Raw genomic sequence first — 26,187 nt, forward strand, 5'->3', positions numbered from 1 at the left:
AGGTTACCGTGTCATGCCTTCAGCGAATCACGCCATCAGGTCGGCGACGAGCGGCCTCACGCGGGTGCCGTAGAGCTCGATGGCCTTCATCAGGTGGTCGTGGCCGAGCGTTCCGTTGCTGATCTTGAGGTCGAAGCGCGACAGCCCGAGACCCTTGGCGGCGTAGGCGATCTTGCGGGCGACCGTCTCCGGGGATCCCACGACCAGCGCGCCGTCCTCGCCGGCTTCGTGTTCGAAGCGGGCCCGGGTCGCCGGTGGCCAGCCGCGTTCGCGTCCGATCCGGTTGGTCATCGTCTCGTAGTGCGGCCAGAGGATCTCCTTGGCCTCCTCGTCGGTCTCCGCGATGAAGCCGGGGGAGTGCACGCCGATCGGAAGGCCGGGCTCCCGGCCGAACTGCTCGAGTGCGCGCTGGTAGAGCTCGGTGAGCGGCTGGAAGCGCATGGGTCCTCCACCGATGATCGCGAGCATCAGGGGCAGACCGTAGTGCGCTGCCCGAACCACCGATTCCGGGCTGCCGCCGACGCCCACCCACGTCTTCAGCGGACCGTTGTCGAGCTTCGGATAGACGTTCTGGTTCTCGAGCGACGCCCGCAGTCGTCCGGTCCAGGTGATGGGCTCTTCCTTGAGGAGTTCGGCGAAGAGGTTGAGCTTCTCCTCGAAGAGCTCCTCGTACTGGGTGAGGTCGAATCCGAAGAGCGGGAACGACTCGATGAACGATCCGCGCCCGAGGATGACTTCGGCGCGACCGCCGGAGACCCCGTCGAGGGTCGCGAACCGTTCGAAGACCCGCACCGGGTCGTCGGAGCTCAGAACCGTGACGGCGGTGCCGAGGTGGATGTTCTTGGTGCGTCCTGCGATCGCGCCGAGCACGATCTCCGGCGCGGACACGGCGAAGTCCTTTCGGTGGTGTTCGCCGATGCCGATGAAGTCGAGTCCCACCTCGTCGGCGAGCACCCCTTCGTCGACCACGTTGCGCAGCACCTGGCCGTAGCCGAGCGGTTGCCCGTCGGGTCCCTCGGTGACGTCTCCGAAGGTGTCGATTCCGAGTTCGAGTGTGGCCATGGTCGCAGTCCTGTTTCTGTGTATGCGTTTGCATGCATCACAACCGGCGCGGATGCGCGCCTATTCCTGCTCAGGTTATTCGGTGCGCGGGTGGCGGGACCGGGGGACGTAGCGAGGGATGAAGCGCGCGAGCAGGACGGCCCCGGCCAGCCCCACGAATCCCAGTACTCCGCTCGCGAACGCGATGGAGACGACGGCGGTGAGGAGTGACACCACGAGGGGCGCGATCGCCGAGCCGGCGTCGCCGGAGAAGCGCCAGGCTCCGAGGAACGGGGCCGGCTGGTCCTTCGGCGCGAGGTCCGCTCCGAGTGTCATGAGGATTCCGCTGCCGACACCGTTCGCGAGGGAGAGGAACATCGAGACCGCGACGTACCAGCCGACGTTGGTGGGCAGGTCGTGCGTGAAGGCGAGGACGAGGAACCCGAGTCCGAGGCCGACCATGGACGGGATCGCACTCCACATCCGGCCGAACCGGTCCATGATCTGGCCGCTCGAATAGAAGAGGGCGAAGTCGATGGCGCCCGCGATCCCGATGATGAGTGCTGTGTTGCTCTCGCTGATGCCGATGCTGACGGCCCACAGCGGCATCAGCACAGTGCGGGCCGACCGGAGCGCGGCTATGAGCGCGATACCCGTGCCCATCCGCGCGAGCACGGACCGGTAGGACCAGATCGTGCGGAAGAGTCCCTGCGTGCGCTCGGCCGCATCCTCTTCTCCCTCGCTCCGGCTGATGCCGTCGGCGCCGACGTCCATCGTCGGCGCGCCGAACATCTTCTCCGGATCGGGAAGAACTATGAGCACGATGACAGAGCCCAGGCAGCTGACGATGAAGATCCAGAAGACGGACTGGGTGCTCCCGGTGAGCTGGATGACGACGGATGCGATCAGCGGCCCGATGAACCATCCTGCCCGGAAGACTCCACCGAGCGTGGACAGCGCCCTCGCGCGGTACTTCACCGGCACATACGACGTCATGAATGCGTGGCGTGCCAGGGCGAACACGGCGGTCGCGAGTCCCACGACGAAAATGCCGATCGTGAGCACCAGGGGGTTGGGAGCGACCAGGCACACGATGACTCCGGCGATCGCCACCAGGGCGGCCCAGATCATCGAGGTGCGCTCGCCGAATCGGCTGACGACCCATCCACTGGGAATGTCTCCGACGAGTTCGCCGACCATGATCATCGAGGCGATGAAACCGGCGAGTGCGAGGCTCGCCCCGAGGTTGTTCGCAGCGATGGGGATGATCGGAATGATCGCGCCTTCACCGACTGAGAAGAGCAGTGTCGGCAGGAAGGCGGCCAGAGCGACATCGCGGAAACTGAAGGCGCGCTCTTCGATAGTCATTGGTTAAGACACTACAACTATCGTGCCGGATACTCGGGGCCGGCCGCCGGACGCAGAACGGTAGGCTGGAATCGTCATGATTGAACTTGATCTCTCGCAGCAGATCGCCGAGCTGCGCTCCACCTTCGGCGACATCCGAGCCGTCGTCAATGTCGACAAGCTCACCGAGGAGATCGCACGCCTCAACGAAGAAGCCGGTGCGCCCGATCTGTGGGACGACACCGAGCACGCCCAGCAGGTCACCAGTGCGCTCAGCCATCGGCAGACCGAGCTCGCCCGCATCACGAGCATCGAGCAGCGTCTCGACGACCTCGAGGTCCTGGTCGAGCTCGCGACCGACGGCGAGGGCGACGCACAGTCGGCCGATGAGGCACGCGCAGAGCTTCAATCCCTCCAGAAGAATCTGGGCGACCTCGAGGTGCAGACGCTCTTGAGCGGTGAATACGATCCTCGTGCGGCCGTCGTCACCATCCGTGCCGGGGCCGGCGGGGTGGATGCCGCCGACTTCGCCGAGATGCTGCTGCGGATGTACCTGCGCTGGGCGGAACAGCACAAGTATTCGACGACCGTCCTCGACACCAGCTACGCCGAAGAGGCCGGTATCAAGTCCGCGACGTTCGAAGTGGATGCGCCATACGCCTTCGGAACCCTGTCCGTCGAAGCGGGCACACACCGCCTCGTGCGGATGAGCCCGTTCAACTCGGCCGGCAAGCGGCAGACCAGCTTCGCAGCGGTCGAGGTCGTGCCACTCATCGCGCAGACCGAGTCCATCGACATCCCCGACAACGACATCCGCGTCGACGTCTTCCGTTCGTCGGGACCCGGCGGCCAATCGGTGAACACGACCGACTCGGCCGTGCGCATCACGCATCTGCCGACCGGCATCGTCGTGAGCTGTCAGAACGAGAAGAGCCAGATCCAGAACCGCGCGGCTGCGATGCGTGTCCTGCAATCGCGGCTGCTCCTCCTCCAGCGCGAGCAGGAGGCGGCGACGAAGAAGGAGCTCGCCGGTGTGATCACCGCGAGCTGGGGCGACCAGATGCGCAGCTACGTCCTCGCGCCCTACCAGATGGTCAAAGACCTGCGCACCGAGTTCGAGGTCAACAACCCGTCGAACGTCTTCGACGGCGACCTCGACGGTTTCATCGCTGCGGGTATCCGGTGGCGCTCGCTGGCGCACGCGGAATAAAAGAGTGTCGCTGCTGCATTTGCAGCCGGGTCTGCTTAGGCTCAAGGGGTCATGATTCGGTTCGATCACGTATCCAAGCAGTACTCGGGCACAACGCGCCCTGCGCTCAATGCCATCAACCTCGAAGTGCTGCGCGGGGAGTTCGTCTTCCTCGTCGGGGCATCCGGCTCGGGAAAATCGAGCTGCCTTCGGCTGATCCTCAAAGAGGAGAAACCGACCAAAGGCAAGATCCACGTACTCGGGCAGGACCTGGGGACGATCTCCAGTCGCAAAGTCCCGTACTTCCGCCGCAATATCGGTGTCGTCTTCCAGGATTTCCGGCTCTTGCCGAACAAGACGGTCTTCGAGAACGTCGCGTTCACTCTCCAGGTCATCGGCAAGTCCCGCGGATTCATCCAGGAGGCCGTGCCCGACGTGCTCAAGATGGTCGGACTCGACGGGAAAGCGGCACGTCGTCCGCACGAGCTGTCCGGCGGTGAGCAACAGCGCGTCGCAATCGCTCGAGCCGTCGTGAACAAGCCCCAGGTGCTCCTCGCCGACGAGCCGACGGGAAACCTCGACCCCGCGACGAGTGCCGGAATCATGGCGGTGCTCGAACGCATCAACGCAGGCGGGACGACCGTACTGATGGCAACCCACGAAGCGGCGATCGTCGACCAGATGAAGCGGCGCGTCATCGAGCTGGTGAACGGTCAGATCGTTCGCGACGAACGCCACGGAGGCTACGGCTTCACGGCGGCGATCCCGACGGCCCACATCGCGGTCGCCGATGAGCCGGCCGATGCTGTCACGCGCAATACCGCGCCGACGCGCATCCCCTCCCACCAGGCCGCAGACCCAGTGGAGCCGCGCACCTTCGCAGCGCCCGCGCCGGTCTCCGCGCCCGCGCCCGTTCACGAGGAGCCTGCCGTCTACGAAACGGCCGCGGAACAGGAGCCGGCACCCGAATACGAGCCGAGCCAGGAATTCGAGCCGGCCACGGCATCCGCTGTCGCGTCCTCGACGGACACCGGTGCGGTCAGTGCGCACTTCGCTGCGCCGCCCACCCAGCCGGTCATCCGGCCGAGACTGACCGACCACGAACTTCCGGAGCAGCTGAGTCTGGCCGAGAAGCTCGGCCTGCGGGCACCCGGAGGCAACGACGGCGACCCGGACGAACAGAATGTGGGGCCGACGAAATGAGGTTCGGACTGATCTGGTCCGAGGTCGTGAGCGGCCTCAGGCGCAACATGTCGATGGTCATCTCCGTCATTCTCGTGACCTTCATCTCGCTCACCTTCGTCGGAGCGGCCGTGCTTCTGCAGATGCAGATCGGGCAGATGAAGACGTACTGGTACGACCGCGCCCAGGTCGCGGTCTACATGTGCACCGCGACTGACTCGTGCCCGGGAGGCGAGGCCTCTGCCGAACAGATCGCGGCGGTGAAGACCCAGCTGAAGTCGACGACGCTCAGCCCGTACATCCAGAAGTTCTACTTCGAGGACCACCAGGCGGGCTACGAACAGTTCAAGAAGCAGTTCAAGGGCAACCCGGTCGCCGACTTCGTCACCCCCGACCTGATTCCGCAGACATTCTGGGTGAATCTGAAGAACCCGTCGCAGTCGGATGTGCTCACCGAGACCCTGTCATCCCTCGCGGGGGTGCAGAGCGTCGTCGACCAGCGCAGCTATCTCGACCAGATCTTCTCGATTCTCAACGCGGCCAGCTACACGGCGATCGGAATCGCGGCACTGATGCTGGTCGCGGCCGCACTCCTGATAGCCACGACCATCCGTCTCTCGGCGTTCTCGAGACGCAGGGAGCTCGGGATCATGCGGCTGGTCGGCGCGTCCAACCGCTTCATCCAGACACCATTCGTGCTCGAGGGGGTCTTCGCCGCCCTCATCGGGTCGGTGCTCGCCGCAGGGGCGGTGTTCGCCATCGTCCACTTCTTTGTTCGCGGCTACCTCGCCAACCGGATCATCTCGATCAACTTCGTGAGCGAGAGCGACGCGCTTGTGGTCGTGCCGATCCTGCTTCTCGTCGGTGTCGTCCTGGCAGCGGTCTCTGCGAACTTCGCCATCACGCGCTACCTGAAGGTCTAGACGCGATAGACTGGTTGGCTCGCGAGAATCCGCGAGCGCCCATTGAGTTTGTTCAGGAGTGAGCTGTGCCCAGAGAACGTGGCCAGAAGGTCGTGGCCACCAATCGCAAAGCCCGCCACGACTACACCATCGAAGACACCTATGAGGCCGGACTGGTCCTCACCGGCACCGAGGTGAAGTCGCTGCGGGCCGGTCGTGCATCGCTCGTCGACGGTTACGCCTACGTCGACGGGGGTGAGGCGTGGCTCGACGCCGTGCACATCCCCGAATACGCCGACGGCACCTGGAACAATCACGCCCCGCGTCGCAAGCGCAAGCTGCTCCTGCACAAAGCGCAGATCCTGAAGATCCACAACAAGGTCAAAGAGGGCGGCTACACCCTGGTGCCGTTGTCGATCTACTTCAGCGACGGCCGGGCGAAAGTCGAACTCGCCGTCGCGAAAGGCAAGCGTGAGTACGACAAGCGGCAGGCGCTGCGCGAGCGCCAGGACAAGCGCGAGGCCGATCGGGCGATGTCGAGCCGGCGCCACCTGGGGGAGTAGACGTTGCCGACTGACGCGAACGACGCCAGAGTGGATGCGATGAAAACTTCGCGTCGCATCCCCGTTCCCGGCACCTACAATTTCCGCGACGTCGGCGGCTACGCGGCAAGCGGTGGCCGCATCAGGTCGGGCAAACTCTTCCGGTCAGACGGAATCCACGACCTCGGAGACGCCGGCAGGCAAGAACTCCGCGAGCTCGGGATCGGACTCGTCATCGACCTTCGCGACGACTTCGAAGTCGAGGCGATGCCCGATGATCTCGCCGGCCTCGACGTTCGAGCTGTGAGGCTCCCGGTCTTTGAAGGCTCCGGCGCATCCCACGATACGGTCGGGATCAGCCTCGAAGCACTGTATGAGCGCATCCTCACCCTCCATGCCGATGCGGTCATCTCTGCGCTGCGCGAGCTCGCGCACTCGGGAGACGACGCCGTCCTGATCCACTGCACGGCGGGCAAGGACCGTACCGGCATCGTCGTCGCACTCGCGCTTCTTGCTGCCGGCGTCGACCGGGACACCGTCGTCGCCGACTACGCGGAATCGGAGGCGAACCTCAGCGGCCAGTGGCTCGACGCGATGGTCGAGCTGGTCAAGAGTCACGATGTCGAGATCACGCCGTCGTTGCGCATCCTGCTCGGTGGGAGCCCGCCCGAGGCGCTCCGCGGCGCGATCGACGCGATCGAGAAGAAGCACGGGAGCGTTCGGCAGTACCTTCTCGACGCGGGGCTCGGTGAACTCGACATGGCGTCCCTGCGTTCGGTCCTCGTCGAACCGAGCTGACACAGCGCTTCGTCCGGCTCAGGATGCGGCGAAGCGCGCGTGCACCTGCACGGTGATGACGATCTCCTCAGGCTTGAGAGTGAGGGATTCGCCTGCCGAATCCAATGCGGCGCGTGCGAACATGGGCTGCGCCGGCTGGACTGGTGCCGACCCGTCTCCGAGCATCCCGGGGTCGGCCAGCGCGACCGGACGAACGGTGCTCAGGCCGAGGCTGGTCGCGTACACCGTCGCCTTGGCCACCGCGTTCTCGACCGCGCGCCGCCGCGCCTCCTGCACCAGGCTCTGGCGACGCGCATCCGTGAGGCTCCATGTGATGCCCGCCACAGTCACTCCGCTCAGGAGGGACACGGCGCCGACCCAGTCAGAAAGGGCGGCAAGGTCGCTGAACGTCACCCCGAGGCCGAGCTCGGCGTGATAGACGATCGGGAGTTGCTCACCGGTCTGGCTCCACGGCCGGTCGCCCGCGACGCGGAGGTTGTCAGAGGTCCACGAAGTCACCGGTCCCGTCTGGGCGTTGTGCATGTCGCGGAGTTCGCTCGTCAGGGAGGCCTGCCGCTCGGTGGTGCGGGCGAGCACGTCGTTCCTGTCCGGCCCGTCGAACCCGACCGTCAGGACCACGGAGCCGCGCTCGGCCGCATGCCGCAGCTCGTACTCGCCCTGCACCGTGATGATCGTCTCAGTCATGAAGTGATCGTGGCATAGAACGGGCCCGCGGATTGTTGTAAGCTGATGTGCTCGCCTTCAGGCGATCGTAGATGGACAACTCAACAGCGCGTGACAGTGACCCGGCTTGGACAAGCCGTCGCATGGGGATGATCGGTTTCGACATTGCCTGCGCAATTGTGAGAAGCGGGTCGAGGATGCAGGGTTATCTCGTTAACGACCTCTGCAAAAAACAAGTGCCAATTCAAACAGCACTGTCTCTGCCAAGGCAGACTTCGCCCTCGCGGCGTAAGTTTCCTTCCGGCAACTTATAGAGACCGTCAGACCGGGAATGCTCTCTACCCGGATCCTGGCGTCAATTAGAGAGATTGCTTCTGTGATTCGTCTGAGGGCACAGAGGGACTTCAACTGAGACTGGGCTCGTTGGTTTGGCTGCCAATGGCAAATTCCAGAGCCGAGTAGAACGCCTCCATTGGATACGCCCGTAGAAGGCACATGACCACAGCAGTGGACGGGGGTTCAATTCCCCCCATCTCCACCATCAGGTCGCTGTCACGCGTTGTTGAAACATGAGGCATTGTCGGCATTGTCACGTCGTGATGCGGGGCGTAGGCTCCGGCCATGCGCATCAGCAGAGGTCGCTCACCTTTAATCACGGTTGCTCTCGCCACCCTCGCTGCGGTGGGGCTGACTATGGGGGGCGGCCCCCGCGTCCGCCAGTACATGGTTTGATCCGCATGGCCGGCAGCTGCAATACGTCGCGCTCGGTGACTCCTACGCCGCGGGGCAGGCCATCGACTGCACGCACACCGCCTCCAGCTACCCCCTCCTGCTTGACCGGCTGCCGAGCGTACACCTGGTCAGTGACGTCAGTTGCTCCGGAGCGACGACGACCGACGTCGTCACCAGCCAAATCGGCGCGCTCAACCGGAGCATCAGCCTCGTCACTGTCACCGCTGGCGCCAACGACCTGGATGTCGCCGGACTGCAGGCCGTCTGCGCCGCCAACCCGGCGTCCGCGACCTGTGCAGCGGCAATCCAGGCGCGCCAGGCCCAGCTGCCCGCCCTGTTCGCGAACCTCGTCTCGACGTACTCCCTCATAGCGGCTGCGTCGCCCAATGCGCTCATCCTCGTCATCGGCTACGCGCCGCTGGTCTCCACTGGGCCGCTCAATACCGCGGAGCAGGCTCTCAACTCGACCATCCAGGGCGCCGCGAGCACTGCCGCTGCACAAGGCGCTCACATCCGCTACGTCGCTGTGAGCTTTACCGGCCACACGGTGGACAGCCCGCATCCGTGGTTCGTTCTCGCGGGCCCGAACATCTTCCACCCCACCTGGCAGGGGAACCTGGCATACGCGGCCTCGATCGCCGGTTCGCTTCTGGCCGTCATCAACCACCGCTGACTGTCGGCCCCGCGGCCCCAGTGGCCATCACTCGTTGTTGAGCTCCGTTGAATCACACGGCGAATGCGTCGATGAGTGCGTCCGCCAGTGATTCTGGAGCCTCTTGCGCGACGTAGTGGCCCACGCCCTCCAACTGGATGGCTGTGGGATCCTGCGCAGTCACGCTGCCGAATGCTGCGTGGGTGAATCCTCCGCCGCGCGAGCCGATGGTTGTCACCGGGACCCGCAGCGGCGCATCCTGAACGAGGGTGCGGAGCTCCTGGCCTTCGGTGAGCATGCCGCGGTAGAGGCCCGCGGCACCGGCGAATCCGCCGGGCCTGCTGTAGGTGCGGGCGAACTCGGCGACGTCCTCGGGGCCGACCGCCGAGGAGGAGACGCCATAGAAGGGGTACAGGTAGTCCCCGATGAATGCGCGGGCTTCCTTCTCGAACAGGAGGCCGGCGACGCCGGAGGACGCCAGGGCGCCGAGGTACCAGACGCCGCCGTGCGTGACATCCGCAAGCCGTTCGGCGCCGAAGCCCGCCAGGCCTGACTCGATCGCCGTGAGGCTGATGACGTCCTCAGGATGGGTGGCGGCGAGCCGGTAGACCACAGCGCCGCTGATGTCCTGCCCCACCACGTGCGTCGGTCCCAGCGACAGGTGTTCGATCAGCAAGTGGAGATCCTCTGCGGCAACGGCGCTCGAGAACGTCTCCTCGGCGACGTCTGAGTCACCGAAACCGCGGAGGTCCACGGCGTACACCTGGTGGTGGACGGCGAGCAGCGGGATGAGTTTGCGGAAGGCCCACCAGGTCTCTGGGAATCCGTGGACGAGGAGCACAGGCGTGCCTCGGTCTCCGGCGGTGACGTAATGCAGTCGGGTGCCGTTCACTTCTTCGATTTCGTGCCGGACGCCGGCGATGGTTGCGTGGTCGATCTTCATCTGCGCCTCCTTGGGGGCTCGAGGACTAAGACAACTAGGTTGTCAGAGATTGATAGAATAAACAACTTGGTTGTCGATAGCATTCCGGGTCGCTACGATTGACCCATGTCTCGAGGGGGTGCCGACCTGGCGTTGCTGCTGCTGGGAGGGTTCCGGTTCATGGCGGACGAGGCGACGCTCCGGCTCGATGCTCGCGGCTACCCCGGGGTCCGCCCCGCGCATGATTTCGCTTTGCGTGCTGTCGCGGCCGGAGCGACCTCCCTCTCTGAGGTGGGGCGGCGCACGTCCGTCTCCAAGCAAGCGGCGGCGAAGACGGTCACGTTTCTGGAGGAGAGCGGCTACGTTCTTCGCACTGCTGATTCGGGCGACCGGCGAAGCGCGCACCTGACGGTGACCGATCGCGGGCACTCGCTGATGCGTGAGGGCGAAGCCGTGTTCGATGAGCTCCGGGCTGAGTGGGAATCCCTCGTAGGTGCTGAGCGCATCGCTGAAGTGCAGGATGCTCTGCTGGGCCTTGTCGGCACGGATCACACGGTCTTCGGCGGCTAAGTGCAGGATCCCTGCTGATCGTTGTCGGGCGGGGACGGGCGGGATACTGTGTGAGCTGTGCTGAGGCAGGTAGCGGATGGTGTGCTGGTACACGAGAGTGAGTTCTGCCAGAGCAACGCGGTGGTCGTGCAGGGGCCGACCGGCGTGCTGCTCATCGATGCAGGTGTGCTCGAGGCCGAGATGGCGTGCCTCGCACAGGACCTGTCCGATTCGGGTCTGACGGTTGAGGCGGGATTCTCGACGCATCCGCATTGGGATCATCTGCTCTGGCATCCCGCTCTCGGCACTGCCGCGCGTTGGGGCACCGCGCTCTGCGCGGCGACGGCTGGTGAGCGACTGTCGCACGGTATCGACCGACAGCGGTTCGGCATCCCCGACGAAGTACCGTTCGATCTGATCGGACTCATCACCGGGCTGCCTGCCGGAACCGAGCTGATTCCCTGGGACGGCCCTCCCGTGCGGATCGTCGAGCATCGGGCACATGCCCCAGGACACGCAGCGCTGGTGATCCAGGAACGCGGGGTTCTCGTCGCCGGGGACATGCTCTCCGACGTTCTGATTCCCATGCTCGACCTGAACAACACTGCTGACCCGATCGGGGACTACCTCGCCGCTCTGGAGCTGCTCGAGAGGGCGGCCGGCGACGTCGATGTCGTCATCCCGGGGCACGGGTCCGTCGGTGGCGCCGGCCAGGTCCGTGCGCGAATCGAGCAGGACCGCGTCTACGTGAACGCCTTGCAGAACGGCGTTGAATCGAGCGACCCGCGCGTCGGCCCTTCGGCCGAAGAAGGCTGGGAATGGGTCAGCGACGTGCACGCGGGGCAGCTCGCGCGTCTTGCCGCTCTTCGCGGGTGAGCGGCCGATTTCGGAGGGGCGCATTTGGAACACGCGAAGGTCTTGGCGTCGTAGCGTGACGGTGGCACGCGAGACGCGATCGTCGACGACGCCGGTCAGGAAGCGACGGCCTTCAGCGCCGCGAGGGCGGTCGTTATGATCTCGGCGAATGTGCGCGTGTTGTCCTCATCGATCCACTCCGCGAAGCCGACGTGGAACACAGAGATTCCTGACTGTGCGGCGAGGCTCGCTGACGGCTCACTCACTCCGCGTTCGCGCAGCGAGGTCGCGATAGCGGTCGACATCCGGGCGAGTTTGATGAGCTCGCGCTCCTGAAGGGCTGGATTCGCCTGGATGACGTGTCCGCGACGCTGCGCGAATTCGCGCCGCGGTTGGAAGTCGGCGGCGACCACCTTGAGCGCTGCGGCCACGGCTTCGAGGGGGGAGGCATTGGCCGGAGCGTTCGTCACCGACGAGACGAAGAGGTCGACAAGCTCCTCCTGGCCGAGGAAGAGAACCTCTCGCTTGTCTGCGAAGTGCCGGAAGAACGTGCGTTCGGTGAGTCCTGCGTGTTCCGCGATGTCTGCGACGGTCGTCTGCTCGAAGCCGCGCTCGAGGAAGAGGTCCATGGCGGCGAGCACGAGTCGTCCGCGGGCGTCGGGCTGCCATCTGCTCATGCGACGATCGTACCGGATGACAGTGACTGACATTAGGTGTACCCTTTGATGACAGCAACTGACATCACTGACTCTCGGAGGTCTTCATGCGTGTTTTCGTCACCGGTGCATCCGGCTGGATCGGCTCAGCGGTCACGGCCGAGCTCATCGCCGCAGGCCATCAGGTCGTCGGCCTGGCACGTTCGGAGGCGTCCGCAGAGAAGGTCGCGGCTGCCGGTGCGGAGGTGCAGCGAGGCGACATCACCGACCTCGACAGTCTGCGCGCGGGTGCGGACGGCGCCGACGGCATCATCCACACCGCGTTCATTCACGACTTCACCGCAATGGCGAATTCCGCTGCTGTCGACTTCGCGGCTGTCCAGCTCTTCGGTGACCTGTTCGACGGCAGCGGCCGTCCCCTCGTCATCGCTTCGGGCATCCTCGGCGCCGTGTCGGTCGAAACCGACCGCCCCGACCCGGCGACCGCCGTATCTCCGCGGATCCTTACCGAACACACGCTGTTCCGATTCGCCGACAGGGGCATCCGTTCCTCGGCGGTCAGGCTTCCTCCAACGGTGCACGGCGACGGCGATCACGGCTTCATGGCAGCTCTGATCGGCGCCGACCGGCAGAAGCAGAGCTCCGGGTACGTCGGCGACGGCAGTAACCGCTGGCCGGCGGTCCACCGCCTCGACGCGGCGCACCTGTTCTGTCTCGCGCTCGAGAAAGCGCCGGCGGGCTCAGCGCTCCACGCCGTCGACGACGAGGGCGTGCGCCTGCGCGACATCGCCGAGGTGATCGGGCGACACCTCGACGTTCCCCTCGTCAGCGTGGCGCCGGAAGAAGCGATGGACCACTTCGGCTGGCTCGGTCCGCTGCTGGCGATCGACAGCCCCGCCTCCAGCGCGATCACCCGCGAACTACTCGGCTGGGCCCCGACGCACCCGAACCTGCTCGAAGACCTCGAGCAGGGGCACTACTTCGGGACGGCCTGATCCGAGTTACGGAGCCACAACCTCCGGGATCGGCTCCTTCGGAAGCTTCCGCACCTTCGCCCGGCGACGACGGCGCTCCGGAATCATCGAACGCATCTCTTCGAGCTTGCCGAAACAGAGCAGACGGTCGCCGGACTCGAGCTCGACACCACCCCGCGGATTCGGGATGACCGCGGCACCGCGGTGCAGGGTCAGAACGGTGATGTCGCGGTCGCCGAGACCCGAGTCCCGGATCGTCTTGCCGACCAGGTCGGCGTTGCCGTGCACGAGCAATTCCGCGACTCCGTAGCCGGTGGAGACGCTGAGCCTCTGGCGGACATCGATCTCGGGGAACGCGACCTGGTTGGCGATGAAATCGATGATGGCACCGGCCACATCGAGGCTGGTCGCCCGCTCGATGCCTTCGAGACCCGGAGACGAGTTCACCTCCATGACGAGTGGACCGTCGTTGCCTTCGAGCATGTCGACGCCGGCCACGCGCAGTCCCATGATCTGTGCTGAACGCACGGCCGCCTGCTCGTACGCCGGAGTCAGTTCAACGGGTTCGACCGTGCCACCCCGGTGCACATTGGACCGGAACTCGTCGCCGCTCGCCACGCGTCGCATCGCGGCGACGACGCGGTCTCCGACGACGAGTGCACGGATGTCGCGGCCGCGGCTCTCCGAGATGAAGCTCTGGATCAGCACGTTCTGCTTCGTCGAATGCAGCGTCTCGATGATCGCCTCAGCGATCTTCACCTCGGGGGCGAGGATGACGCCGATGCCCTGGGTTCCCTCGAGAAGCTTGATGACCACAGGGGCGCCGCCGACGCGCTCGATGGCGAGCCGCACATCCGCCCGGCTGTGCACGAACGCCGTGGCCGGCATCCCGATGTTGTGCCGCGACAGGATCTGCGTTGCCCGCAACTTGTCCCGGGAGTTCGTGATGCCGTTCGCCGTGTTGGGCGTGTAGACGTCCATCTGCTCGAACTGGCGCACGACAGCCGTGCCGAAGTAGGTGATCGAGTTGCCGATGCGGGGGAGCACCGCGTCATAGTCGGAGAGCAGTCGACCGCGGTACTGAAGGTCGGGCTCGTTGCCGGACAGGTCGATCGCGAAGCGCAACGTGTCGAGTACTTTGACCTGATGGCCGCGTTGCTGCGCGGCCGCGCGGAGTCGCTGAGTGGAATACGCCTGCGGGGCGCGCGAGAGGATCGCCAGTTTCATCGTGTGCCCCTGCAAAGATGGTGGAGTGCAAACAGACTTCCATTCAAGCACCATCGCAGGCTGGCGCGAATGGGTGAGCCTCCCCGGCATCGGAGTTCCATGGATCAAGGCGAAACTCGACACCGGTGCGCGCAGCTCAGCCCTGCACGCGTTCGACGTCGAGGAGCTTGCGGGCGAAGACGGTGATCGTGTGCGTTTTCATGTTCGGCCGTGGCAGAAGTCGGACCGCGACTTCGTCGAGGTCGAGTGCCCGGTGTACGACCGCCGACTGGTGCGGAGCTCGTCCGGTCACAGCGAGGAACGCATCGTTGTGCTTCTGGAGGTCGAACTCTTCGGACGCACCGTGATGGCCGAGACGACGCTGAGCAACCGGGACCAGATGGGATTCCGCATGCTCATCGGTCGTGAGGCCCTGCGGCAGGGCTTCATCGTCGACCCGGGCGAGTCGTTCCTCGGCGGTCGTGCCCCCCGGCTCATCCGCCGCCGCAACCGCGGAAGGGAGTAGCCGGGAGGCGCCCGTGGGGTCCGGTCAGGCCGCGATGACCTCGTCTTCCTCGGTGACGCTGATCGTGTCGTCGGCGAGCCGGCGCTTGCGCACGCTCCACAGGTGGGTCACCACGACGAGGACGATTCCCGTTGCGGCCCACAGAGCCAGGCGCAACCCGTCGAAGCCGAATGCGCGGCCAGGAAAGTAGAGGAGTGACTGCACGGCGTCGAGCCAGGCCGCGCCGTTCCAGAACGTGTTGAGCCCCGCGAACAGCGGCGGGAGCAGGGATGCGGGGAAGACGCCACCGGAACTCGTCACGTTGAGCATGACGAACAGCGCGGTCAGGGTGGGTGTCGTCCACTTGCCGAGAACGGAGTGGAGTCCGACGCCGATCGAGACGATGCCGAACGAGTACAGCCAGGCCAGCAGCCAGACACCCCACTGGTTTCCATCGACGACCTGGTAGATCGGACCCGCCACGACGACCCCGATCGCCGCGATCACAGCGGCCACTGCGGCGCCGATGCCGAGGCGCCACCCGACGGCGATCCTGGCCGTGACAGCTGCGACGGCTATCGCGCTGGCGTATGAGCCGACGGTCAGTGCGACGAGCAGGCAGGACGGGTTGACCACGATCAGCCGGCGCGGCGCAGCCCGGGCCCGACGCGGCTATGCGTCGCTGTCGCTCGTCGACCAGTCGCTCGTCACGTACATCGGAGCACACCCGGGCTGTCGTAACGTCGAAATCGCGGCGCACTTCCAGCTCAACAAGTCCACCGTCTCCCGCCAGGTCGCGAACCTCGTCGATCTCGGCCTCGTCGAAGTGCGCGACTCCGGTTCCGATGTGCGCGGGCAAGGGCTCGCGCTGACGGATGCGGGGGATCAGTCGCGACGTCGGCTCGCCGACGAAGTGCTCACGGCCCTCAACGAGCGGCTCGCCTCCTGGTCGGAAAGCGATCTGCAGACGTTCGCCGACCTGATGGAGCGTTTCAACGCGGGCGACTGGCCGGAACCCTGACGGTCAGGTGGTCACGCAAGCCGCTCAGCGCACCTGGAGCAGGATCTTGCCGATGTGCCTGGACGACTCCATGCGGATGTGGGCCTGTGCCGCATCCTCGATCGGGAAAACAGAATCGATGATCGGGCGAACGCGACCTGATTCGAGGAGCGGCCACACGTGTTCCCGCACTTCCGCGATGATTGCGACCTTCTCAGCGAGCGGTCTGGCTCGCAAGGTCGTCGCCCAGATCAGCCCGCGCTTCATCATCAGGTGATTGATGTCGAAGGTGGACGGACCTCGGCGGCTCGCGATCTCCATGATCCGGCCCTCGCGGGCGAGCGCGCGGATGTTGCGTTCGAGGTAGTCGCCACCCACGATGTCGAGTACGACATCCGCTCCGGTTCCGTGAGTTGCGTCGGCGACCACCTCGACGAAGTCCTGTTGCGTGTAGTCAATGGCGACGTCAGCGCCGAGGTTGCGGCAGAAGGCGGCCTTCTCGGCTGAACCCGCAGTCGTGATCACGTGCGCACCGGTTGCCACGCCGAGCTGGATCGCCATCGATCCGATTCCGCTCGACCCGCCGTGGACCAGCAGGGTCTCGCCGGGGCGGAGCTGAGCGTGCCCGTAGACGTTCGACCATACGGTGGCCGCGACCTCGGGGAGGCCGGCGGCTTCGACCAGGTCGACACCGGGCGGCACCGGGAGCACGAGGCCGGCGTCGACGGCGACGAACTCGGCGTATCCGCCGCCCGCGAGAAGTGCGCAGACCTGATCGCCCGGTGCCCACTCGAACACGGCAGAGCCGACGGCGGCGATCTCGCCGGAGACCTCCAGTCCCAGCCATTCCGGCGCGCCTGGTGGCGGGTTGTAATGGCCCCGACGCTGGGACAGGTCAGCACCGTTCACGCCTGCCGCCGTGATCCTGATCAGGACATCGCGGTCACCGACTGTCGGCTCGGCCACGTCGGCTAGGAGCATGGCCTCAGGGCCGCCGGGGGTCGGAACCGTTATCGCCCGCATCTGCTCACCGGCTCGGTTCTGCCTCGGTGACGGGCCGTCGGGCGAGCACATCGCGGATCGACACCTTGCGTGTGTATTCGATCGATCCGTAACGGAACAGCCGAACGGCGAGTCGCAGGACGATGGCCGAAAGCACGAACAGTTCGACGATCACGAAGATCGCTTGCCACAGCGGGAGAGTGCCGAATGCGTTGCGCAGCAGGGCCGTCACTGGCGCCGAGTACGGGAAGAACGTGAAGACCTGGACGATGAATGCGTTCGGGTCGCTCACGACCAGGGTCACTGTATAGAAGGGGATGAAGATCAGGATCATCAGGGCGCCGAAGATCGGTCCCGCATCCTTCGCCGTGGGCATCACCGCACCGAGCGCCACGAGGGTGCCCGTGAAGAGAGAGAATCCGCCGAGCAGGATCAACACGCCGATGATCATCGTCTGGGGGTCGAACACGAACTGCGAGAGATCGAGCTCGGGGATGCTGAGCTGTTGTCGGAAGAACAGATACGCCAACACAGTCGGCACGGCGAAGACAAGCATCTGCACGAGACCGATCATGAACAGCGAGACCACCTTGCCGATGATCAGACTGGTCGGGTTGATGGTCGTCAGGATCATCTCGGTGACTCTGTTCTCCTTCTCTTCGAGTGTGGAGTTCAGCATCTGGTTGCCGAGCAGCAGGATGACGATGTAGAAGATCACAAGGAAGAACAGCGCCGGCACCACTGCATTGAACCCGCCCGACACCGACCCGTTCTTGAACGTCGTCGTATTCGTGTTCACAGACCCTTGGAGGATCGCTGTCGTCTGGGGCGAATTCACTTTCTGTTCGACGCTGGCCTGCAGGATCGACTCCGCCACGGACGAGTACTTGCCGTTCGCGAACAGCCCGTTGTCCTGCCCGAACACCTGGATCGTCTCCTTGGCGGGATCGGCGGGATACGCGAAGTAGGCGTCGACGTCGCCTGCCTTCACGGCTTCGACCCCGGCTTCGTGGCTCGACGCGAGCGTTCCGCCGAGGCTGTCGACGATCGCCGGGCTCACCAGGCCCGACGCATCCGTGTACTGGAACGAGAAGTGCGCGTTCTTCTGCGCCTCGGCCGAGGTCTGTGTCGAACTGTTCGACACGAAGACGAGCACGAACACGATGATGAGGAGGACCGGCACGAACAGTGTCGCCACCCAGAATCGGCGTTTGGCGATCGTGCGGATGAATTCGAACCGCACGACAGTGCCGAGATTGTGTCTGGCCATCAGTCGATCTCTCCCGCGTTCTCGGCGCCGTAGACCTCGACGAAGATGTCGTCGAGGGATTTCCTCGTCGGTGCGAAACGTCGCACGGTGAGGCCGGAATCGACGATCGTCCGAAGGATCTCACCCGGGTCCGCATCGCCGGTCACCTCGAGTTCAGCGTGGCCGTCCGCATCCGAGATGACGGTGTAGGCAGCCGACCGGGGGATCACGCCGTCGTGATCGACATGGACCACTGTTCCGCCGAACTGCTCCTGCACCTCCTCGACCGTGCCGTACGCGCGCGAGACCCCGTCTTTCAGCAGGATGACGCGGTCGCAGAGACGCTCGACCTCCTCCATCTGGTGGGTCACCATCATCACCGTGGAGCCCGCCTTCTTCTGGTCGTCGATGATGTCCATCAGAAGGCGCCGGTTGACCGGGTCGAACCCTTTCGTGGGTTCGTCGAGGATCAGAAGGTCGGGATCGTTCATGATGGTCACCCCCAGCTGCACTTTCTGCTGCTGGCCACCGGACAGTTTGTCGAGCCGCACCTTCTCTTTGTCGGGGATGCCGACCCGTTCGAGATAGTTCTGCGACCACCGGCGGGCCTCGTCACGGGCCAGCCCCTTGAGCTTGCCGAAATAGACCATCACGTCGATGACGGACTCTTTCTTGTAGAGCCCTCGCTCCTCGGGAAGGTAGCCCAGACGTTCGCCGGTCTCGGGGCTGAACGGACGACCGTCGATGTGGAGTACGCCGGCCGTCGGCTGGTAGATGCCGAGAAGGGCGCGGATCGTCGTCGTCTTGCCCGAGCCGTTGCTGCCGAGGAACCCGAACGTCTCGCCGCGCTGGATGTCGAACGACAGGTCGCGGATGACCGTCGTCTTGCCGAAATCCATCCGGAAATGATCGATGTGTACGAGCGGCGGCCCTGAAGTTGTACTCACTGAACCTAACTTATCGGCGTCCTGCGACATCCGCTCGGTATTCGTTATGACGAAGTGACGCTCGTCTCAGCTGTACCCTTCACGCTGCCCGTCGTCTGGGCATCGTCGTGGAACACGACGCAGGTCGCGGTGCGGTCGCCGTCGCTCGTCCAGCCGGACTCGGTGGGCGTGTAGTAGTCGTAGTCGAGATCAGAACTCTCGACCCCGATGCCGACGTAGGGCGCGAACGCCCCATGGCAGGCATCGTCGGCCAGCGCCTGGACGGCGTCGTCGCCAGGGTAGGCCGACGAACCGGACAGCTTTGGAAGCGCGTAGATCTCGCTGTCGTGCGCGGAGGCGCAATCCACCACGTTGAGTCCGAGGATGACCGTGTAATCGAGCGCCACGAGGTCGTTGACACAGTCGCCGACCCTCAGATCGGCGAAATCCGTGTTGCCGCGGTAGACCCGGTCCGTCGGAGTGGGTGTCGGTGTGGACTGGTCTTTGCTCAGAAAGTGCTGCGCGACCCGACGGAACTCGTCGACCACCGGAGGCGGCACGCAGGCAGTGAGTGCCGGCGTTGCGACCGCCAGGATCAGTGCGAAGACCATCGGCCTGAGGCGTCGGCGGGTTGCCGTCTTCACGCCAGCGCCTCGAGAAGCGCGTCGTGCAGGTGGCCGTTGCTCGCGAGCGAACTGCCCTCGTCGAGGTCGTGGCCGCCGGGGACCGTGGTGAACCGTCCGCCGGCTTCCTCGACGATCGGGATCAGCGCTGCCACATCGTACGATTTCACTCCGAACTCGCCGACCGCGTCGATGAGACCCTCGGCGAGGAGCATGTACGACCACATGTCGCCGTACGCCCGGTCACGCCAGACACGGCGCGTGAGCGCGATCAGGCGGTCGAGGTAACCGGCGCCATCCCATTGCGCGATGCTCTGGAAACTGATGGATGCGTCCGCCAGGTCACTCACACCCGACACCCGGATGCGTCGGGACGCGCCGCCGTCTTCGGCCAGCCATGCACCGGAGCCCCTGGCCGCCCACCAGCGTTTGCCGAGGGCGGGAGAGCTCACAACGCCGACCTGCGGAACATCGTCTACGACAAGCGCGATCAGGGTTCCCCAGACCGGGACGCCGCGAAGGAAGTTCGCTGTGCCGTCGATCGGGTCGATGATCCATCGCCGTGTCGAATCGCCTTCAGTCCCGTATTCCTCTCCGAGGATGCCGTCCGCTGGTCGCTCCGCGGCCACCAACCCGCGGATGGCGCGTTCGACGCTCTGGTCCGCATCCGTCACCGGTGTGCGGTCGGGCTTCGTCGTGACCTTCAGGTCGAGCGAACGGAAGCGATCGCTCGAAATGCGGTCCGCCGCGTCAGCGAGGCGGAGGGCGAGTGCGAGGTCGTCGTCGAGCGATGCATCCGGGGTGGTCGTCACGCTTTCAGAATAGTGATGGGATAGCCGGATGCGGTGCCCACGCTGCCATTTTCGGCTCGCGCATCCGCCCGCCAGAGGCCGAGTGATGCTCAACTGGCATCCGGCCCGCGACGGATGCTAGTGTTATCCCTCGGTTCGGGTTCTGATTCGACACCGACTGCACCTCTAGCTCAATCGGCAGAGCAACTGACTCTTAATCAGTGGGTTCAGGGTTCAAGTCCCTGGGGGTGCACCATAGAGACAGCCCTTGACCGGCAATTTACTGGTCAAGGGCTGTTGTCGTAATGTGCTGGGTGCGTCTCCCGCGGAAAACCCACTGCTTTCAGCCCTGACCCTGGTCCCAGAGCCGCCAGCCGGCCTTCGTCTGCCGGAAGCACAACGACCAGGGCTCGGTGCCTGCATCCATGGAACCGTCGCTGCTCGCGGTGATCGTGATCATGTAGGCCATGCATTCTCCGTCATCGCCAGTCCGGGACAGGAGTTTGTACGAGATCAGTCGCGGGTCGTCGCACCACGCCCAGGTGTTGGACGTCGTCAGCGCCCGGGTCATACCGCAGTCGTGATGCTTCGCGGCCTCGACGTACGTGCGGGCGACTGTCGACATTGGGGCGAACGAGGCGGGGACAGGACCCCGGGGCGTCACGGGCTGCGGGTTGAGCAGCACAAAGGCTAACGCGAGGCAGCCTGCGAAACCGACGACGATGGCCAGAGCCACTACCAGGATCCTGGGGCGGAACCGGCCTGTGGCCGCAGGCTTCGGCGCGGATGGCATGATGCGAACCTAGCGCCGCCACCCGGCGGCGGGTCGGACGCTGATGGTTCGTTTCTCGTGTCTCGGGGGTCCTAGCACCTGCTCATGCCTCGGCCGGGCGGCTGCTGGGACGGTCCGAGCCTCGCTTCCGAACCTCGCGGAGCACGATCTGTTCCGGGCACACGGTCGAGAGGAAGTCGCCGACGGACAGGGCGAGCCTGTCGCTCACGAGCGAGTAGAGGATGCGGTTGGCGTCACGGCGCTCCGAGACGAGGCCGGCCTGGCGCAGCACGCTGAGGTGCCGGGAGATGGTCGGACCGGTGGCCTTGAATCGCGCGGCGATCTCGCCGGCGGCGAGTTCACCATCCTTGAGGTCCTGCAAGATCTGTCGCCGGGTCGGATGCGCGAGAGCGGCGAAGACCTCACTCGCTGTATCTGCCATGTTTGCAATATAGCACCATTGCTATATAGAGTTTAGCTATATTGCTAATAAGCGAAGGAGCAAGGTCATGCGGGTTGCGATCACCGGTGGTACTGGATTCGTCGGGCGCCACCTCGCCGAGCGGCTGAACCCCGCAGACACTGTGATCGTCTCGCGCCGTACCGGCGTCTCGATCGACGATGTGGATGCACTGGCTGCGGCATTCGCAGGCTGCGACGTCGTCGCACATTGTGCCGGCATCAATCGCGAGCTTGGCGACCAGACGTTCGAACGCGTACACGTTGCGGGCACTCACGCGGTCGTTGAGGCCGCCCGTCGAGCGGGAATGAAGCGGATCGTCATGGTCAGCTTCCTGCGTGCGAGACCCGATTGCGGGTCGGCCTACCACGAGACGAAGTGGGCCGCCGAGGAGCTCGTGCGGCACTCCGGGATCGATCACACGATCCTCAAGGCTGGAATGATCTACGGTCCGGGTGACCACATGGTGAACCACGTGACCCGTGCAGTACGAACGGTGCCCATCTTCGCGACCGTCGGCTTTCGTGAGCGGACGGTCCGACCGATTCCTGTCGAGGACGCGATCGATGTGCTGGTCGCAGCCCTTGAGGGCCGCATCCCTGAACCCACGGTCGCGGTGATGGGAGCGGAGGAGTTCACGCTCGGAGAGGCCGTGCGCCGGATCGCCCGCGTGGCGGGGCGTCGGCCCGTCTTCTTCCCGGCCCCCGTCTGGACGATACGAGCGCTCGCACAATTGACCGAGTGGACGATGGTCGTACCACTCGTCGCCAAAGCCCAAGCCCGGATGCTCGATGAGGGTGTGAGCGAGCCGGCGCCATCTGCACCTGAGCTGCCTGAGGACATCCGCCCCTCACGCCCGTTCAGTGACGAGCGGATACGCGCCGCGCTTCCTGTCGGCCGATTTGGCCTCGACGATCTACGAATCATGCACTGGCGGTCCAAGCAGCGTCGGCGCGCTGTGTGAGGGCGATGTGAACCTTGTGGGCTTCCGGCTCGTGTAATTCACTGAGGAGGACGTGGGCAGCGAGGCCCAGCAACCGAAACTCGTCTGCCCAGAGCCGACACCATGACATTCAGAACCGAGAGCCGAATCTCAGTCGCCGGGAGCATCGATGACGTGTGGGCATATCTGTGCGATGTCGGACGCTGGTCGGAGTGGGCGCCGACAGTGCTGGAGTGCCGGATTCGCGACGGCGGTGCGCTGCGCCCGGACGCGTGGGTGGACCAGCGAGCGAAGGATCTGGGGTTCAACCACAAGCGGAGTGAGCAGGTGACAGCCGTCGACCCGCCCCACTCCATGTCATTCGTCGGCACGATGGGCACGTCCGTCGCGCGATGGGGAATGGAATTCGAGCCCGAGGGCGACCTGCACACCAACGCAATGATGTGGGTGGAGGTCGATCTCGCCAATGTCATGCGCGCCATCCCCGGCCCCTCGCTCCAAGGTCAAGTGCAGCGCGTGAGCGACATCGAGATGGCGGCGATCAAAGCCGCAGTCGAGGCCGATGTGCAGGCGGGCGCGGGGTCACCGTGAGCCGGGCCGACAGCACCCGAGAGCGGCTGATCGAGATCTACCGCAAAAAGGCCAGGCATTACGATTTCACCTCCCGGCTCTACCCGGCGCCCGGATACCCGCAGCGCGGGCAACGTCTGCGCGCTGTTGAGGCGCTCGGCCTTCGTGAAGGTGACTCGGTCGTCGACATCGCCTGCGGCACTGGCCTGAACTTCCCGCTGATCCAGGAGGCCATCGGACCCGGTGGCCGGATCGTCGGCGTCGATCTGACGGACGCGATGCTCGCCCGCGCCCGGGACCGGGTCGAGGCGAATGGCTGGAGCAATGTCAGCCTTGTTCAGTCCGACGCGGCCGAGTACGGTTTCCCGGCCGAGGTCGACGCGATCCTGTCCACGTACGCGATGACGCAGGTGCCCGAGTCCGGAAAGGTGATCGCGCACGGCGCAGCGGCGCTCTCCGGCGGTGGTCGCTGGGTCGTGCTGGATCTCAAGATCCCCGACAGCACACCTGAGTGGCTCTCTCGGCTCGGAATCGCGACGGTGCGGACGTCCGCATCGCTCGACGAGTGGATCGCGCGCCGCCCGTGGGAGACGATCCGCGCGGCGATGCAGGAACGGCTGGTTGAGCCCTCGTGGACTGAGCTGTGCTTCGGGACGGCGTTCCTCGCCGCCGGGTCAGGCCCCGGATCCTTCACCGACTGAAGTCGGTCTCGGGTCAGGTCAGGTCAGGTCGAGCGACGGCTTTCTCACGTGGCCGATCGTTGCGACCGTGATGACGATGAGCGCGGCGATGGCGAGGCCGAGGGCGATCTGGACGTGGAGTGCTGCTGCGCCGACGAGGGCTCCGAGGCCGATCAGCACGACCGCGCCGGCCCGGCGCTTCCAGGCTTGACCCGTTTTTGCGCCGAGGACGGAATCGGCCGCCAGGCCTGTGAGGGTCGAGGTGACGACGACCGTGGTGACGTCTTTGACGGCGATGTGGCGGGCTGCAGCGGCCTGCATTCCCATCGCGAGGCCGAGCGCTCCTGTGGCGACGTATTGAAGTGAGAGCGGAACTGCACCGCCGAACGGGGCGAGCACGATCGCCGCGGCGGCGAGAATGCCGCCCACGACGGCGAATAGGGTGGTGGACCTGTGTGTCCAGCCTGAGGGGATGGGTCGCAGAACGCGTCCGGCGATTGCGGCACCGCCCATGAAGAGGACGAGTGCGACAACGGGGCCGAGCACCGGAAGGTGGTCGGCCCCGAGGAGGCCCATGCCCAGGATCACGACGTTTCCGGTCATGTTCCCCGTGAAGACGCGGTCGAGTCCGAGATAGCCGACGGCGTCGATCATTCCTGTCGAGAACGTGAGCGCCAGCATGAGAGCCAGGTGAAGTCGCTCGTGGTCTGTGGGATTGGCGGCCGTCATGGTTCTCCTCGCTGTGCGGGTGTGCGATGTGCTGAACCCGACCGCGAAATCCTATCGGCTCGGTACGTCCGTACCGTTCTCGGAAGGCCCGGGCAGAGCGTCGCGGGCGCGCTCGAGATGGGCTCGCTCGCTGGTGTTTCCTGCGAGGCCGATCGCAACGGTGTAAGCCTCGGCGGCCTCACTGAAGCGGCCGGTTCTGCGGAGCAGGTCCGCCCTGACCGTGTGAAGGGCGACGACGTCGACGAGATCGAGGGACTCCACGAGACGCAGTGCAGCATCCGGACCCTCCACCTCCGACACGGCGACCGCCCTATTCAGAGCGACGAGGGGCGTCGGTGCGATCGCGAGGAGTTGGTCGTACAGCGCCAGTATCTGCCGCCAGTCTGTGTCAGCGGATGTGCGCGCATCCGTGTGCACCGCGTTGATGGCGGCCTGCACTTGGTAAGGTCCGGGGCGGTCGCGACGCAGGCACTGCCGGACGAGGTCGTGGCCCTCCTCGATGAGGGCTGCATCCCAGCGCGAGCGGTCCTGCTCTGCGAGGAGGACGAGGTCGCCGCCGGCCGTCACGCGCGCCGGTCGCCGTGCCTGAATGAGCAGCATGAGCGCGAGAAGGCCGAGGACTTCTGGCTCGTCTGGCATCAGTTGGGCGAGGAGACGACCGAGCCGGGTGGCTTCGTCGCACAGGTCGTCGCGGATCAGGTCGCCTCCTGCGTGGGCAGAGTACCCCTCGTTGAAGATCAGGTAGATCACCGCCAGGACAGACGTGAGCCGATCGGGGAGGTCTGCGTCGCGGGGGATGCGGAAAGGGATGCGCGCGTCGCGGATCTTGCCCTTCGCCCGCACGATGCGCTGTGCCATGGTCGTTTCGGAGACGAAGAAAGCCTGGGCGATCTCCGGGGTCGTCAATCCGCCGAGAAGGCGAAGGGTCAACGCGACCTGTGCCTGCCTCCCGAGCGCCGGGTGGCAGCAGGTGAAAATCAGGCGAAGTCGTTCGTCTTGCACCGGACCCTCCTCGAGCGGCGTGGACTGCGCGTGGATCAGGGCTGCTTCCGCATGGCGGTCGTGTCGTGTCGCGTCGCGTCTCAGCCGATCGATCGCGCGATTGCGGGCTGTGGTGATGATCCAGCCTGCTGGGCTCGGCGGTGTTCCCTCCGCGGGCCAGCGTTTCACCGCGATTTCGAATGCATCCTGTACAGCGTCTTCAGCGATGTCGATATCCCCGAAGACGCGGTACAGGATGGCGACGGCTCTTCCGTATTCGGCGCGGAAGACCGACGTGATGGCGGTTTCTGTCGTGGTCGTCGGCATCCGTGTCCTACTCGCTGGAGTGCGTTTCACTCGCTTTGGATGGGCCGGACCTCGATCGGCACGCCGATTGCTTCGGCCATGCGGCGGCCCCAGTCGAGTGCTGCATCCAACTCCGGAGCTTCGATGATCGAGAAGCCGCCGAGCACTTCCTTGCTCTCGACATACGGTCCGTCGGTCACGAGCACCTCCCCGGGCGCTGGGGTGAGAACCGTGGCGGTACTGGGTGGGTACAGGCCGCCCGCGAACACCCAGGCTCCGGCCTTGCGGAGATCGGCGTTCAGCGACTCGAGATTGGCGGTGATCTGTGCGAGCGTCTCCGGGTCGGGCATGCTCCCGCCTTCCGGGTAGTAGACGCTGAGCAGGTACTGGGTCATGATTCCTCCAGGTTCATGGTCGGCACGGTGCCGACTCTCACCCTC

The 26,187-nt window shown here is 65.3% G+C and carries 31 protein-coding genes, 1 tRNA gene and 1 other RNA gene; 16 read left to right on the plus strand and 17 right to left on the minus strand.

Annotated features, from left to right (window positions below; translation table 11 throughout):
* Positions 1-27 precede the first annotated feature (27 nt).
* Together AAYO93_RS06315 and AAYO93_RS06320 are read right to left on the minus strand one after the other, a co-directional pair.
* The gene (locus tag AAYO93_RS06315; protein ID WP_345764149.1) at positions 28-1,062 is read right to left on the minus strand and encodes an LLM class flavin-dependent oxidoreductase; all 1,035 of its coding nucleotides are present in this window, start codon (positions 1,060-1,062) and stop codon (positions 28-30) included.
* A gap of 75 nt (positions 1,063-1,137) precedes the next feature.
* Positions 1,138-2,409, minus strand: coding sequence for an MFS transporter (locus tag AAYO93_RS06320; protein WP_345764150.1), 1,272 nt, complete (start codon positions 2,407-2,409; stop codon positions 1,138-1,140).
* A gap of 76 nt (positions 2,410-2,485) precedes the next feature.
* Between AAYO93_RS06320 and prfB the strand changes: the two genes are divergently transcribed.
* The 5 genes from prfB to AAYO93_RS06345 all read left to right on the plus strand — a co-directional run bounded on the left by prfB (position 2,486) and on the right by AAYO93_RS06345 (position 7,001).
* A complete protein-coding gene (prfB, locus tag AAYO93_RS06325; RefSeq protein WP_345764151.1) occupies positions 2,486-3,598 on the plus strand; it encodes a peptide chain release factor 2 in 1,113 nt (370 codons plus the stop codon).
* A 51-nt stretch (positions 3,599-3,649) separates the two neighbouring features.
* On the plus strand, positions 3,650-4,780 hold the full coding sequence (gene ftsE / locus AAYO93_RS06330; RefSeq protein WP_345764152.1) for a cell division ATP-binding protein FtsE: 1,131 nt from the start codon (positions 3,650-3,652) through the stop codon (positions 4,778-4,780).
* Positions 4,777-5,682, plus strand: a complete 906-nt coding sequence (gene ftsX / locus AAYO93_RS06335; RefSeq protein ID WP_345764153.1) for a permease-like cell division protein FtsX — start codon at positions 4,777-4,779, stop codon at positions 5,680-5,682. Before ftsE ends, ftsX begins: the two co-directional genes overlap by 4 nt.
* A 65-nt stretch (positions 5,683-5,747) precedes the next feature.
* A complete protein-coding gene (gene smpB / locus AAYO93_RS06340) occupies positions 5,748-6,224 on the plus strand; it encodes an SsrA-binding protein SmpB (protein WP_345764154.1) in 477 nt (158 codons plus the stop codon).
* Positions 6,225-6,263: 39 nt separating this feature from the next.
* A complete protein-coding gene (locus tag AAYO93_RS06345) occupies positions 6,264-7,001 on the plus strand; it encodes a tyrosine-protein phosphatase (protein ID WP_345764155.1) in 738 nt (245 codons plus the stop codon).
* Between the two features lie 18 nt (positions 7,002-7,019).
* On the opposite strand, the gene AAYO93_RS06350 is transcribed toward AAYO93_RS06345, so the two are convergent.
* Positions 7,020-7,685 carry an SIMPL domain-containing protein gene (locus tag AAYO93_RS06350; RefSeq protein ID WP_345764156.1) on the minus strand — a complete coding sequence of 222 codons (666 nt, stop codon included), beginning with the start codon at positions 7,683-7,685 and terminating at the stop codon, positions 7,020-7,022.
* A 124-nt stretch (positions 7,686-7,809) separates the two neighbouring features.
* Between AAYO93_RS06350 and ssrA the strand changes: the two genes are divergently transcribed.
* Positions 7,810-8,205: a transfer-messenger RNA gene (gene ssrA / locus AAYO93_RS06355) on the plus strand.
* Positions 8,206-8,457: 252 nt separating this feature from the next.
* Positions 8,458-9,069 (plus strand): GDSL-type esterase/lipase family protein, encoded by a 612-nt coding sequence (locus AAYO93_RS06360; protein WP_345764830.1) that lies wholly within the window; start codon positions 8,458-8,460, stop codon positions 9,067-9,069.
* Positions 9,070-9,121: 52 nt separating this feature from the next.
* On the opposite strand, the gene AAYO93_RS06365 is transcribed toward AAYO93_RS06360, so the two are convergent.
* Positions 9,122-9,991: an alpha/beta fold hydrolase gene (locus tag AAYO93_RS06365; RefSeq protein ID WP_345764157.1), complete on the minus strand. Its 870-nt coding sequence runs from the start codon at positions 9,989-9,991 to the stop codon at positions 9,122-9,124.
* Between the two features lie 105 nt (positions 9,992-10,096).
* Here AAYO93_RS06365 and AAYO93_RS06370 point away from each other — a divergent pair, with 105 nt between their 5' ends.
* Positions 10,097-10,540 carry a MarR family winged helix-turn-helix transcriptional regulator gene (locus AAYO93_RS06370; RefSeq protein WP_345764158.1) on the plus strand — a complete coding sequence of 148 codons (444 nt, stop codon included), beginning with the start codon at positions 10,097-10,099 and terminating at the stop codon, positions 10,538-10,540.
* 57 nt (positions 10,541-10,597) lie between these two features.
* Entirely contained in the window at positions 10,598-11,395 is a 798-nt protein-coding gene (locus AAYO93_RS06375) for an MBL fold metallo-hydrolase (RefSeq protein ID WP_345764159.1), read from the plus strand.
* 95 nt (positions 11,396-11,490) lie between these two features.
* Here the strand turns inward: AAYO93_RS06375 and AAYO93_RS06380 are convergent, their stop codons facing one another.
* Complete coding sequence (locus tag AAYO93_RS06380; protein WP_345764160.1) at positions 11,491-12,051, minus strand: TetR/AcrR family transcriptional regulator; 561 nt, start codon at positions 12,049-12,051, stop codon at positions 11,491-11,493.
* Positions 12,052-12,137: 86 nt separating this feature from the next.
* On the opposite strand from AAYO93_RS06380, the gene AAYO93_RS06385 reads away from it, so the two are divergent.
* Positions 12,138-13,025, plus strand: coding sequence for an SDR family oxidoreductase (locus tag AAYO93_RS06385; protein ID WP_345764161.1), 888 nt, complete (start codon positions 12,138-12,140; stop codon positions 13,023-13,025).
* A 6-nt stretch (positions 13,026-13,031) separates the two neighbouring features.
* On the opposite strand, the gene rimK is transcribed toward AAYO93_RS06385, so the two are convergent.
* A complete protein-coding gene (gene rimK / locus AAYO93_RS06390; RefSeq protein WP_345764162.1) occupies positions 13,032-14,231 on the minus strand; it encodes a 30S ribosomal protein S6--L-glutamate ligase in 1,200 nt (399 codons plus the stop codon).
* 25 nt (positions 14,232-14,256) lie between these two features.
* Between rimK and AAYO93_RS06395 the strand changes: the two genes are divergently transcribed.
* Positions 14,257-14,736 carry an ATP-dependent zinc protease family protein gene (locus tag AAYO93_RS06395; RefSeq protein WP_345764163.1) on the plus strand — a complete coding sequence of 160 codons (480 nt, stop codon included), beginning with the start codon at positions 14,257-14,259 and terminating at the stop codon, positions 14,734-14,736.
* Positions 14,737-14,760: 24 nt separating this feature from the next.
* Here the strand turns inward: AAYO93_RS06395 and AAYO93_RS06400 are convergent, their stop codons facing one another.
* Positions 14,761-15,351, minus strand: a complete 591-nt coding sequence (locus AAYO93_RS06400; RefSeq protein ID WP_345764164.1) for a hypothetical protein — start codon at positions 15,349-15,351, stop codon at positions 14,761-14,763.
* Here AAYO93_RS06400 and AAYO93_RS06405 point away from each other — a divergent pair.
* Entirely contained in the window at positions 15,344-15,736 is a 393-nt protein-coding gene (locus AAYO93_RS06405; RefSeq protein WP_345764165.1) for a MarR family winged helix-turn-helix transcriptional regulator, read from the plus strand. The two genes, AAYO93_RS06400 and AAYO93_RS06405, sit on opposite strands and share 8 nt — an antisense overlap.
* A 24-nt stretch (positions 15,737-15,760) precedes the next feature.
* Here AAYO93_RS06405 and AAYO93_RS06410 read toward each other — a convergent pair whose 3' ends face one another.
* The 5 genes from AAYO93_RS06410 to hisN form a co-directional block, all read right to left on the minus strand.
* Positions 15,761-16,738, minus strand: coding sequence for an NAD(P)H-quinone oxidoreductase (locus AAYO93_RS06410; RefSeq protein WP_345764166.1), 978 nt, complete (start codon positions 16,736-16,738; stop codon positions 15,761-15,763).
* A gap of 4 nt (positions 16,739-16,742) precedes the next feature.
* On the minus strand, positions 16,743-17,987 hold the full coding sequence (locus tag AAYO93_RS06415) for an ABC transporter permease (RefSeq protein ID WP_345764167.1): 1,245 nt from the start codon (positions 17,985-17,987) through the stop codon (positions 16,743-16,745).
* Positions 17,987-18,865: an ABC transporter ATP-binding protein gene (locus AAYO93_RS06420; protein ID WP_345764168.1), complete on the minus strand. Its 879-nt coding sequence runs from the start codon at positions 18,863-18,865 to the stop codon at positions 17,987-17,989. The genes AAYO93_RS06415 and AAYO93_RS06420 overlap by 1 nt, the downstream gene beginning before the upstream one ends.
* A 92-nt stretch (positions 18,866-18,957) precedes the next feature.
* Complete coding sequence (locus AAYO93_RS06425) at positions 18,958-19,536, minus strand: septum formation family protein (protein WP_345764169.1); 579 nt, start codon at positions 19,534-19,536, stop codon at positions 18,958-18,960.
* Positions 19,533-20,327: a histidinol-phosphatase gene (hisN, locus tag AAYO93_RS06430; protein ID WP_345764170.1), complete on the minus strand. Its 795-nt coding sequence runs from the start codon at positions 20,325-20,327 to the stop codon at positions 19,533-19,535. Before hisN ends, AAYO93_RS06425 begins: the two co-directional genes overlap by 4 nt.
* Before the next feature lie 159 nt (positions 20,328-20,486).
* Between hisN and AAYO93_RS06435 the strand changes: the two genes are divergently transcribed.
* A tRNA-Lys gene (locus tag AAYO93_RS06435) sits at positions 20,487-20,562 on the plus strand.
* A gap of 87 nt (positions 20,563-20,649) precedes the next feature.
* Here AAYO93_RS06435 and AAYO93_RS06440 read toward each other — a convergent pair.
* Both AAYO93_RS06440 and AAYO93_RS06445 read right to left on the minus strand, forming a co-directional pair.
* On the minus strand, positions 20,650-21,099 hold the full coding sequence (locus AAYO93_RS06440; protein WP_345764171.1) for a hypothetical protein: 450 nt from the start codon (positions 21,097-21,099) through the stop codon (positions 20,650-20,652).
* An 82-nt stretch (positions 21,100-21,181) separates the two neighbouring features.
* Positions 21,182-21,520 carry a metalloregulator ArsR/SmtB family transcription factor gene (locus AAYO93_RS06445; protein WP_345764172.1) on the minus strand — a complete coding sequence of 113 codons (339 nt, stop codon included), beginning with the start codon at positions 21,518-21,520 and terminating at the stop codon, positions 21,182-21,184.
* Positions 21,521-21,587: 67 nt separating this feature from the next.
* Between AAYO93_RS06445 and AAYO93_RS06450 the strand changes: the two genes are divergently transcribed.
* From AAYO93_RS06450 to AAYO93_RS06460, 3 genes are all read left to right on the plus strand, one after another.
* Positions 21,588-22,502, plus strand: a complete 915-nt coding sequence (locus AAYO93_RS06450; protein WP_345764173.1) for an NAD(P)H-binding protein — start codon at positions 21,588-21,590, stop codon at positions 22,500-22,502.
* 102 nt (positions 22,503-22,604) lie between these two features.
* Complete coding sequence (locus AAYO93_RS06455; protein WP_345764174.1) at positions 22,605-23,072, plus strand: SRPBCC family protein; 468 nt, start codon at positions 22,605-22,607, stop codon at positions 23,070-23,072.
* On the plus strand, positions 23,069-23,752 hold the full coding sequence (locus AAYO93_RS06460) for a class I SAM-dependent methyltransferase (RefSeq protein WP_345764175.1): 684 nt from the start codon (positions 23,069-23,071) through the stop codon (positions 23,750-23,752). Before AAYO93_RS06455 ends, AAYO93_RS06460 begins: the two co-directional genes overlap by 4 nt.
* Positions 23,753-23,770: 18 nt before the next feature.
* On the opposite strand, the gene AAYO93_RS06465 is transcribed toward AAYO93_RS06460, so the two are convergent.
* From AAYO93_RS06465 to AAYO93_RS06475, 3 genes are read right to left on the minus strand one after another with little or no spacing between them, the layout of a single operon-like run.
* A complete protein-coding gene (locus AAYO93_RS06465; protein WP_345764176.1) occupies positions 23,771-24,460 on the minus strand; it encodes a YoaK family protein in 690 nt (229 codons plus the stop codon).
* A gap of 51 nt (positions 24,461-24,511) precedes the next feature.
* On the minus strand, positions 24,512-25,768 hold the full coding sequence (locus tag AAYO93_RS06470; RefSeq protein ID WP_345764177.1) for an RNA polymerase sigma factor: 1,257 nt from the start codon (positions 25,766-25,768) through the stop codon (positions 24,512-24,514).
* Between the two features lie 26 nt (positions 25,769-25,794).
* Entirely contained in the window at positions 25,795-26,142 is a 348-nt protein-coding gene (locus AAYO93_RS06475; RefSeq protein ID WP_345764178.1) for a YciI family protein, read from the minus strand.
* Between the last annotated feature and the right edge of the window lie 45 nt (positions 26,143-26,187).

The organism is Diaminobutyricibacter sp. McL0608 (assembly GCF_039613825.1).
In the GTDB taxonomy this organism is placed as follows: domain Bacteria; phylum Actinomycetota; class Actinomycetes; order Actinomycetales; family Microbacteriaceae; genus Diaminobutyricibacter.

What these genes read in the sequence shown, in the direction of transcription:
- AAYO93_RS06450 (WP_345764173.1), top strand. Translation starts at nt 21,588, where the DNA reads ATGCGGGTTGCGATCACCGGTGGTACTGGATTCGTCGGGCGCCACCTC.
- AAYO93_RS06350 (WP_345764156.1), bottom strand. Translation starts at nt 7,685, where the DNA reads ATGACTGAGACGATCATCACGGTGCAGGGCGAGTACGAGCTGCGGCAT.
- AAYO93_RS06475 (WP_345764178.1), bottom strand. Translation starts at nt 26,142, where the DNA reads ATGACCCAGTACCTGCTCAGCGTCTACTACCCGGAAGGCGGGAGCATG.
- AAYO93_RS06415 (WP_345764167.1), bottom strand. Translation starts at nt 17,987, where the DNA reads ATGGCCAGACACAATCTCGGCACTGTCGTGCGGTTCGAATTCATCCGC.
- AAYO93_RS06380 (WP_345764160.1), bottom strand. Translation starts at nt 12,051, where the DNA reads ATGAGCAGATGGCAGCCCGACGCCCGCGGACGACTCGTGCTCGCCGCC.
- AAYO93_RS06470 (WP_345764177.1), bottom strand. Translation starts at nt 25,768, where the DNA reads ATGCCGACGACCACGACAGAAACCGCCATCACGTCGGTCTTCCGCGCC.
- AAYO93_RS06320 (WP_345764150.1), bottom strand. Translation starts at nt 2,409, where the DNA reads ATGACTATCGAAGAGCGCGCCTTCAGTTTCCGCGATGTCGCTCTGGCC.
- AAYO93_RS06440 (WP_345764171.1), bottom strand. Translation starts at nt 21,099, where the DNA reads ATGCCATCCGCGCCGAAGCCTGCGGCCACAGGCCGGTTCCGCCCCAGG.
- AAYO93_RS06410 (WP_345764166.1), bottom strand. Translation starts at nt 16,738, where the DNA reads ATGCGGGCGATAACGGTTCCGACCCCCGGCGGCCCTGAGGCCATGCTC.
- AAYO93_RS06370 (WP_345764158.1), top strand. Translation starts at nt 10,097, where the DNA reads ATGTCTCGAGGGGGTGCCGACCTGGCGTTGCTGCTGCTGGGAGGGTTC.
- AAYO93_RS06315 (WP_345764149.1), bottom strand. Translation starts at nt 1,062, where the DNA reads ATGGCCACACTCGAACTCGGAATCGACACCTTCGGAGACGTCACCGAG.
- ftsX (WP_345764153.1), top strand. Translation starts at nt 4,777, where the DNA reads ATGAGGTTCGGACTGATCTGGTCCGAGGTCGTGAGCGGCCTCAGGCGC.
- AAYO93_RS06445 (WP_345764172.1), bottom strand. Translation starts at nt 21,520, where the DNA reads ATGGCAGATACAGCGAGTGAGGTCTTCGCCGCTCTCGCGCATCCGACC.
- rimK (WP_345764162.1), bottom strand. Translation starts at nt 14,231, where the DNA reads ATGAAACTGGCGATCCTCTCGCGCGCCCCGCAGGCGTATTCCACTCAG.
- AAYO93_RS06345 (WP_345764155.1), top strand. Translation starts at nt 6,264, where the DNA reads ATGAAAACTTCGCGTCGCATCCCCGTTCCCGGCACCTACAATTTCCGC.
- prfB (WP_345764151.1), top strand. Translation starts at nt 2,486, where the DNA reads ATGATTGAACTTGATCTCTCGCAGCAGATCGCCGAGCTGCGCTCCACC.
- AAYO93_RS06455 (WP_345764174.1), top strand. Translation starts at nt 22,605, where the DNA reads ATGACATTCAGAACCGAGAGCCGAATCTCAGTCGCCGGGAGCATCGAT.
- AAYO93_RS06420 (WP_345764168.1), bottom strand. Translation starts at nt 18,865, where the DNA reads ATGGATTTCGGCAAGACGACGGTCATCCGCGACCTGTCGTTCGACATC.
- AAYO93_RS06385 (WP_345764161.1), top strand. Translation starts at nt 12,138, where the DNA reads ATGCGTGTTTTCGTCACCGGTGCATCCGGCTGGATCGGCTCAGCGGTC.
- AAYO93_RS06465 (WP_345764176.1), bottom strand. Translation starts at nt 24,460, where the DNA reads ATGACGGCCGCCAATCCCACAGACCACGAGCGACTTCACCTGGCTCTC.
- AAYO93_RS06365 (WP_345764157.1), bottom strand. Translation starts at nt 9,991, where the DNA reads ATGAAGATCGACCACGCAACCATCGCCGGCGTCCGGCACGAAATCGAA.
- ftsE (WP_345764152.1), top strand. Translation starts at nt 3,650, where the DNA reads ATGATTCGGTTCGATCACGTATCCAAGCAGTACTCGGGCACAACGCGC.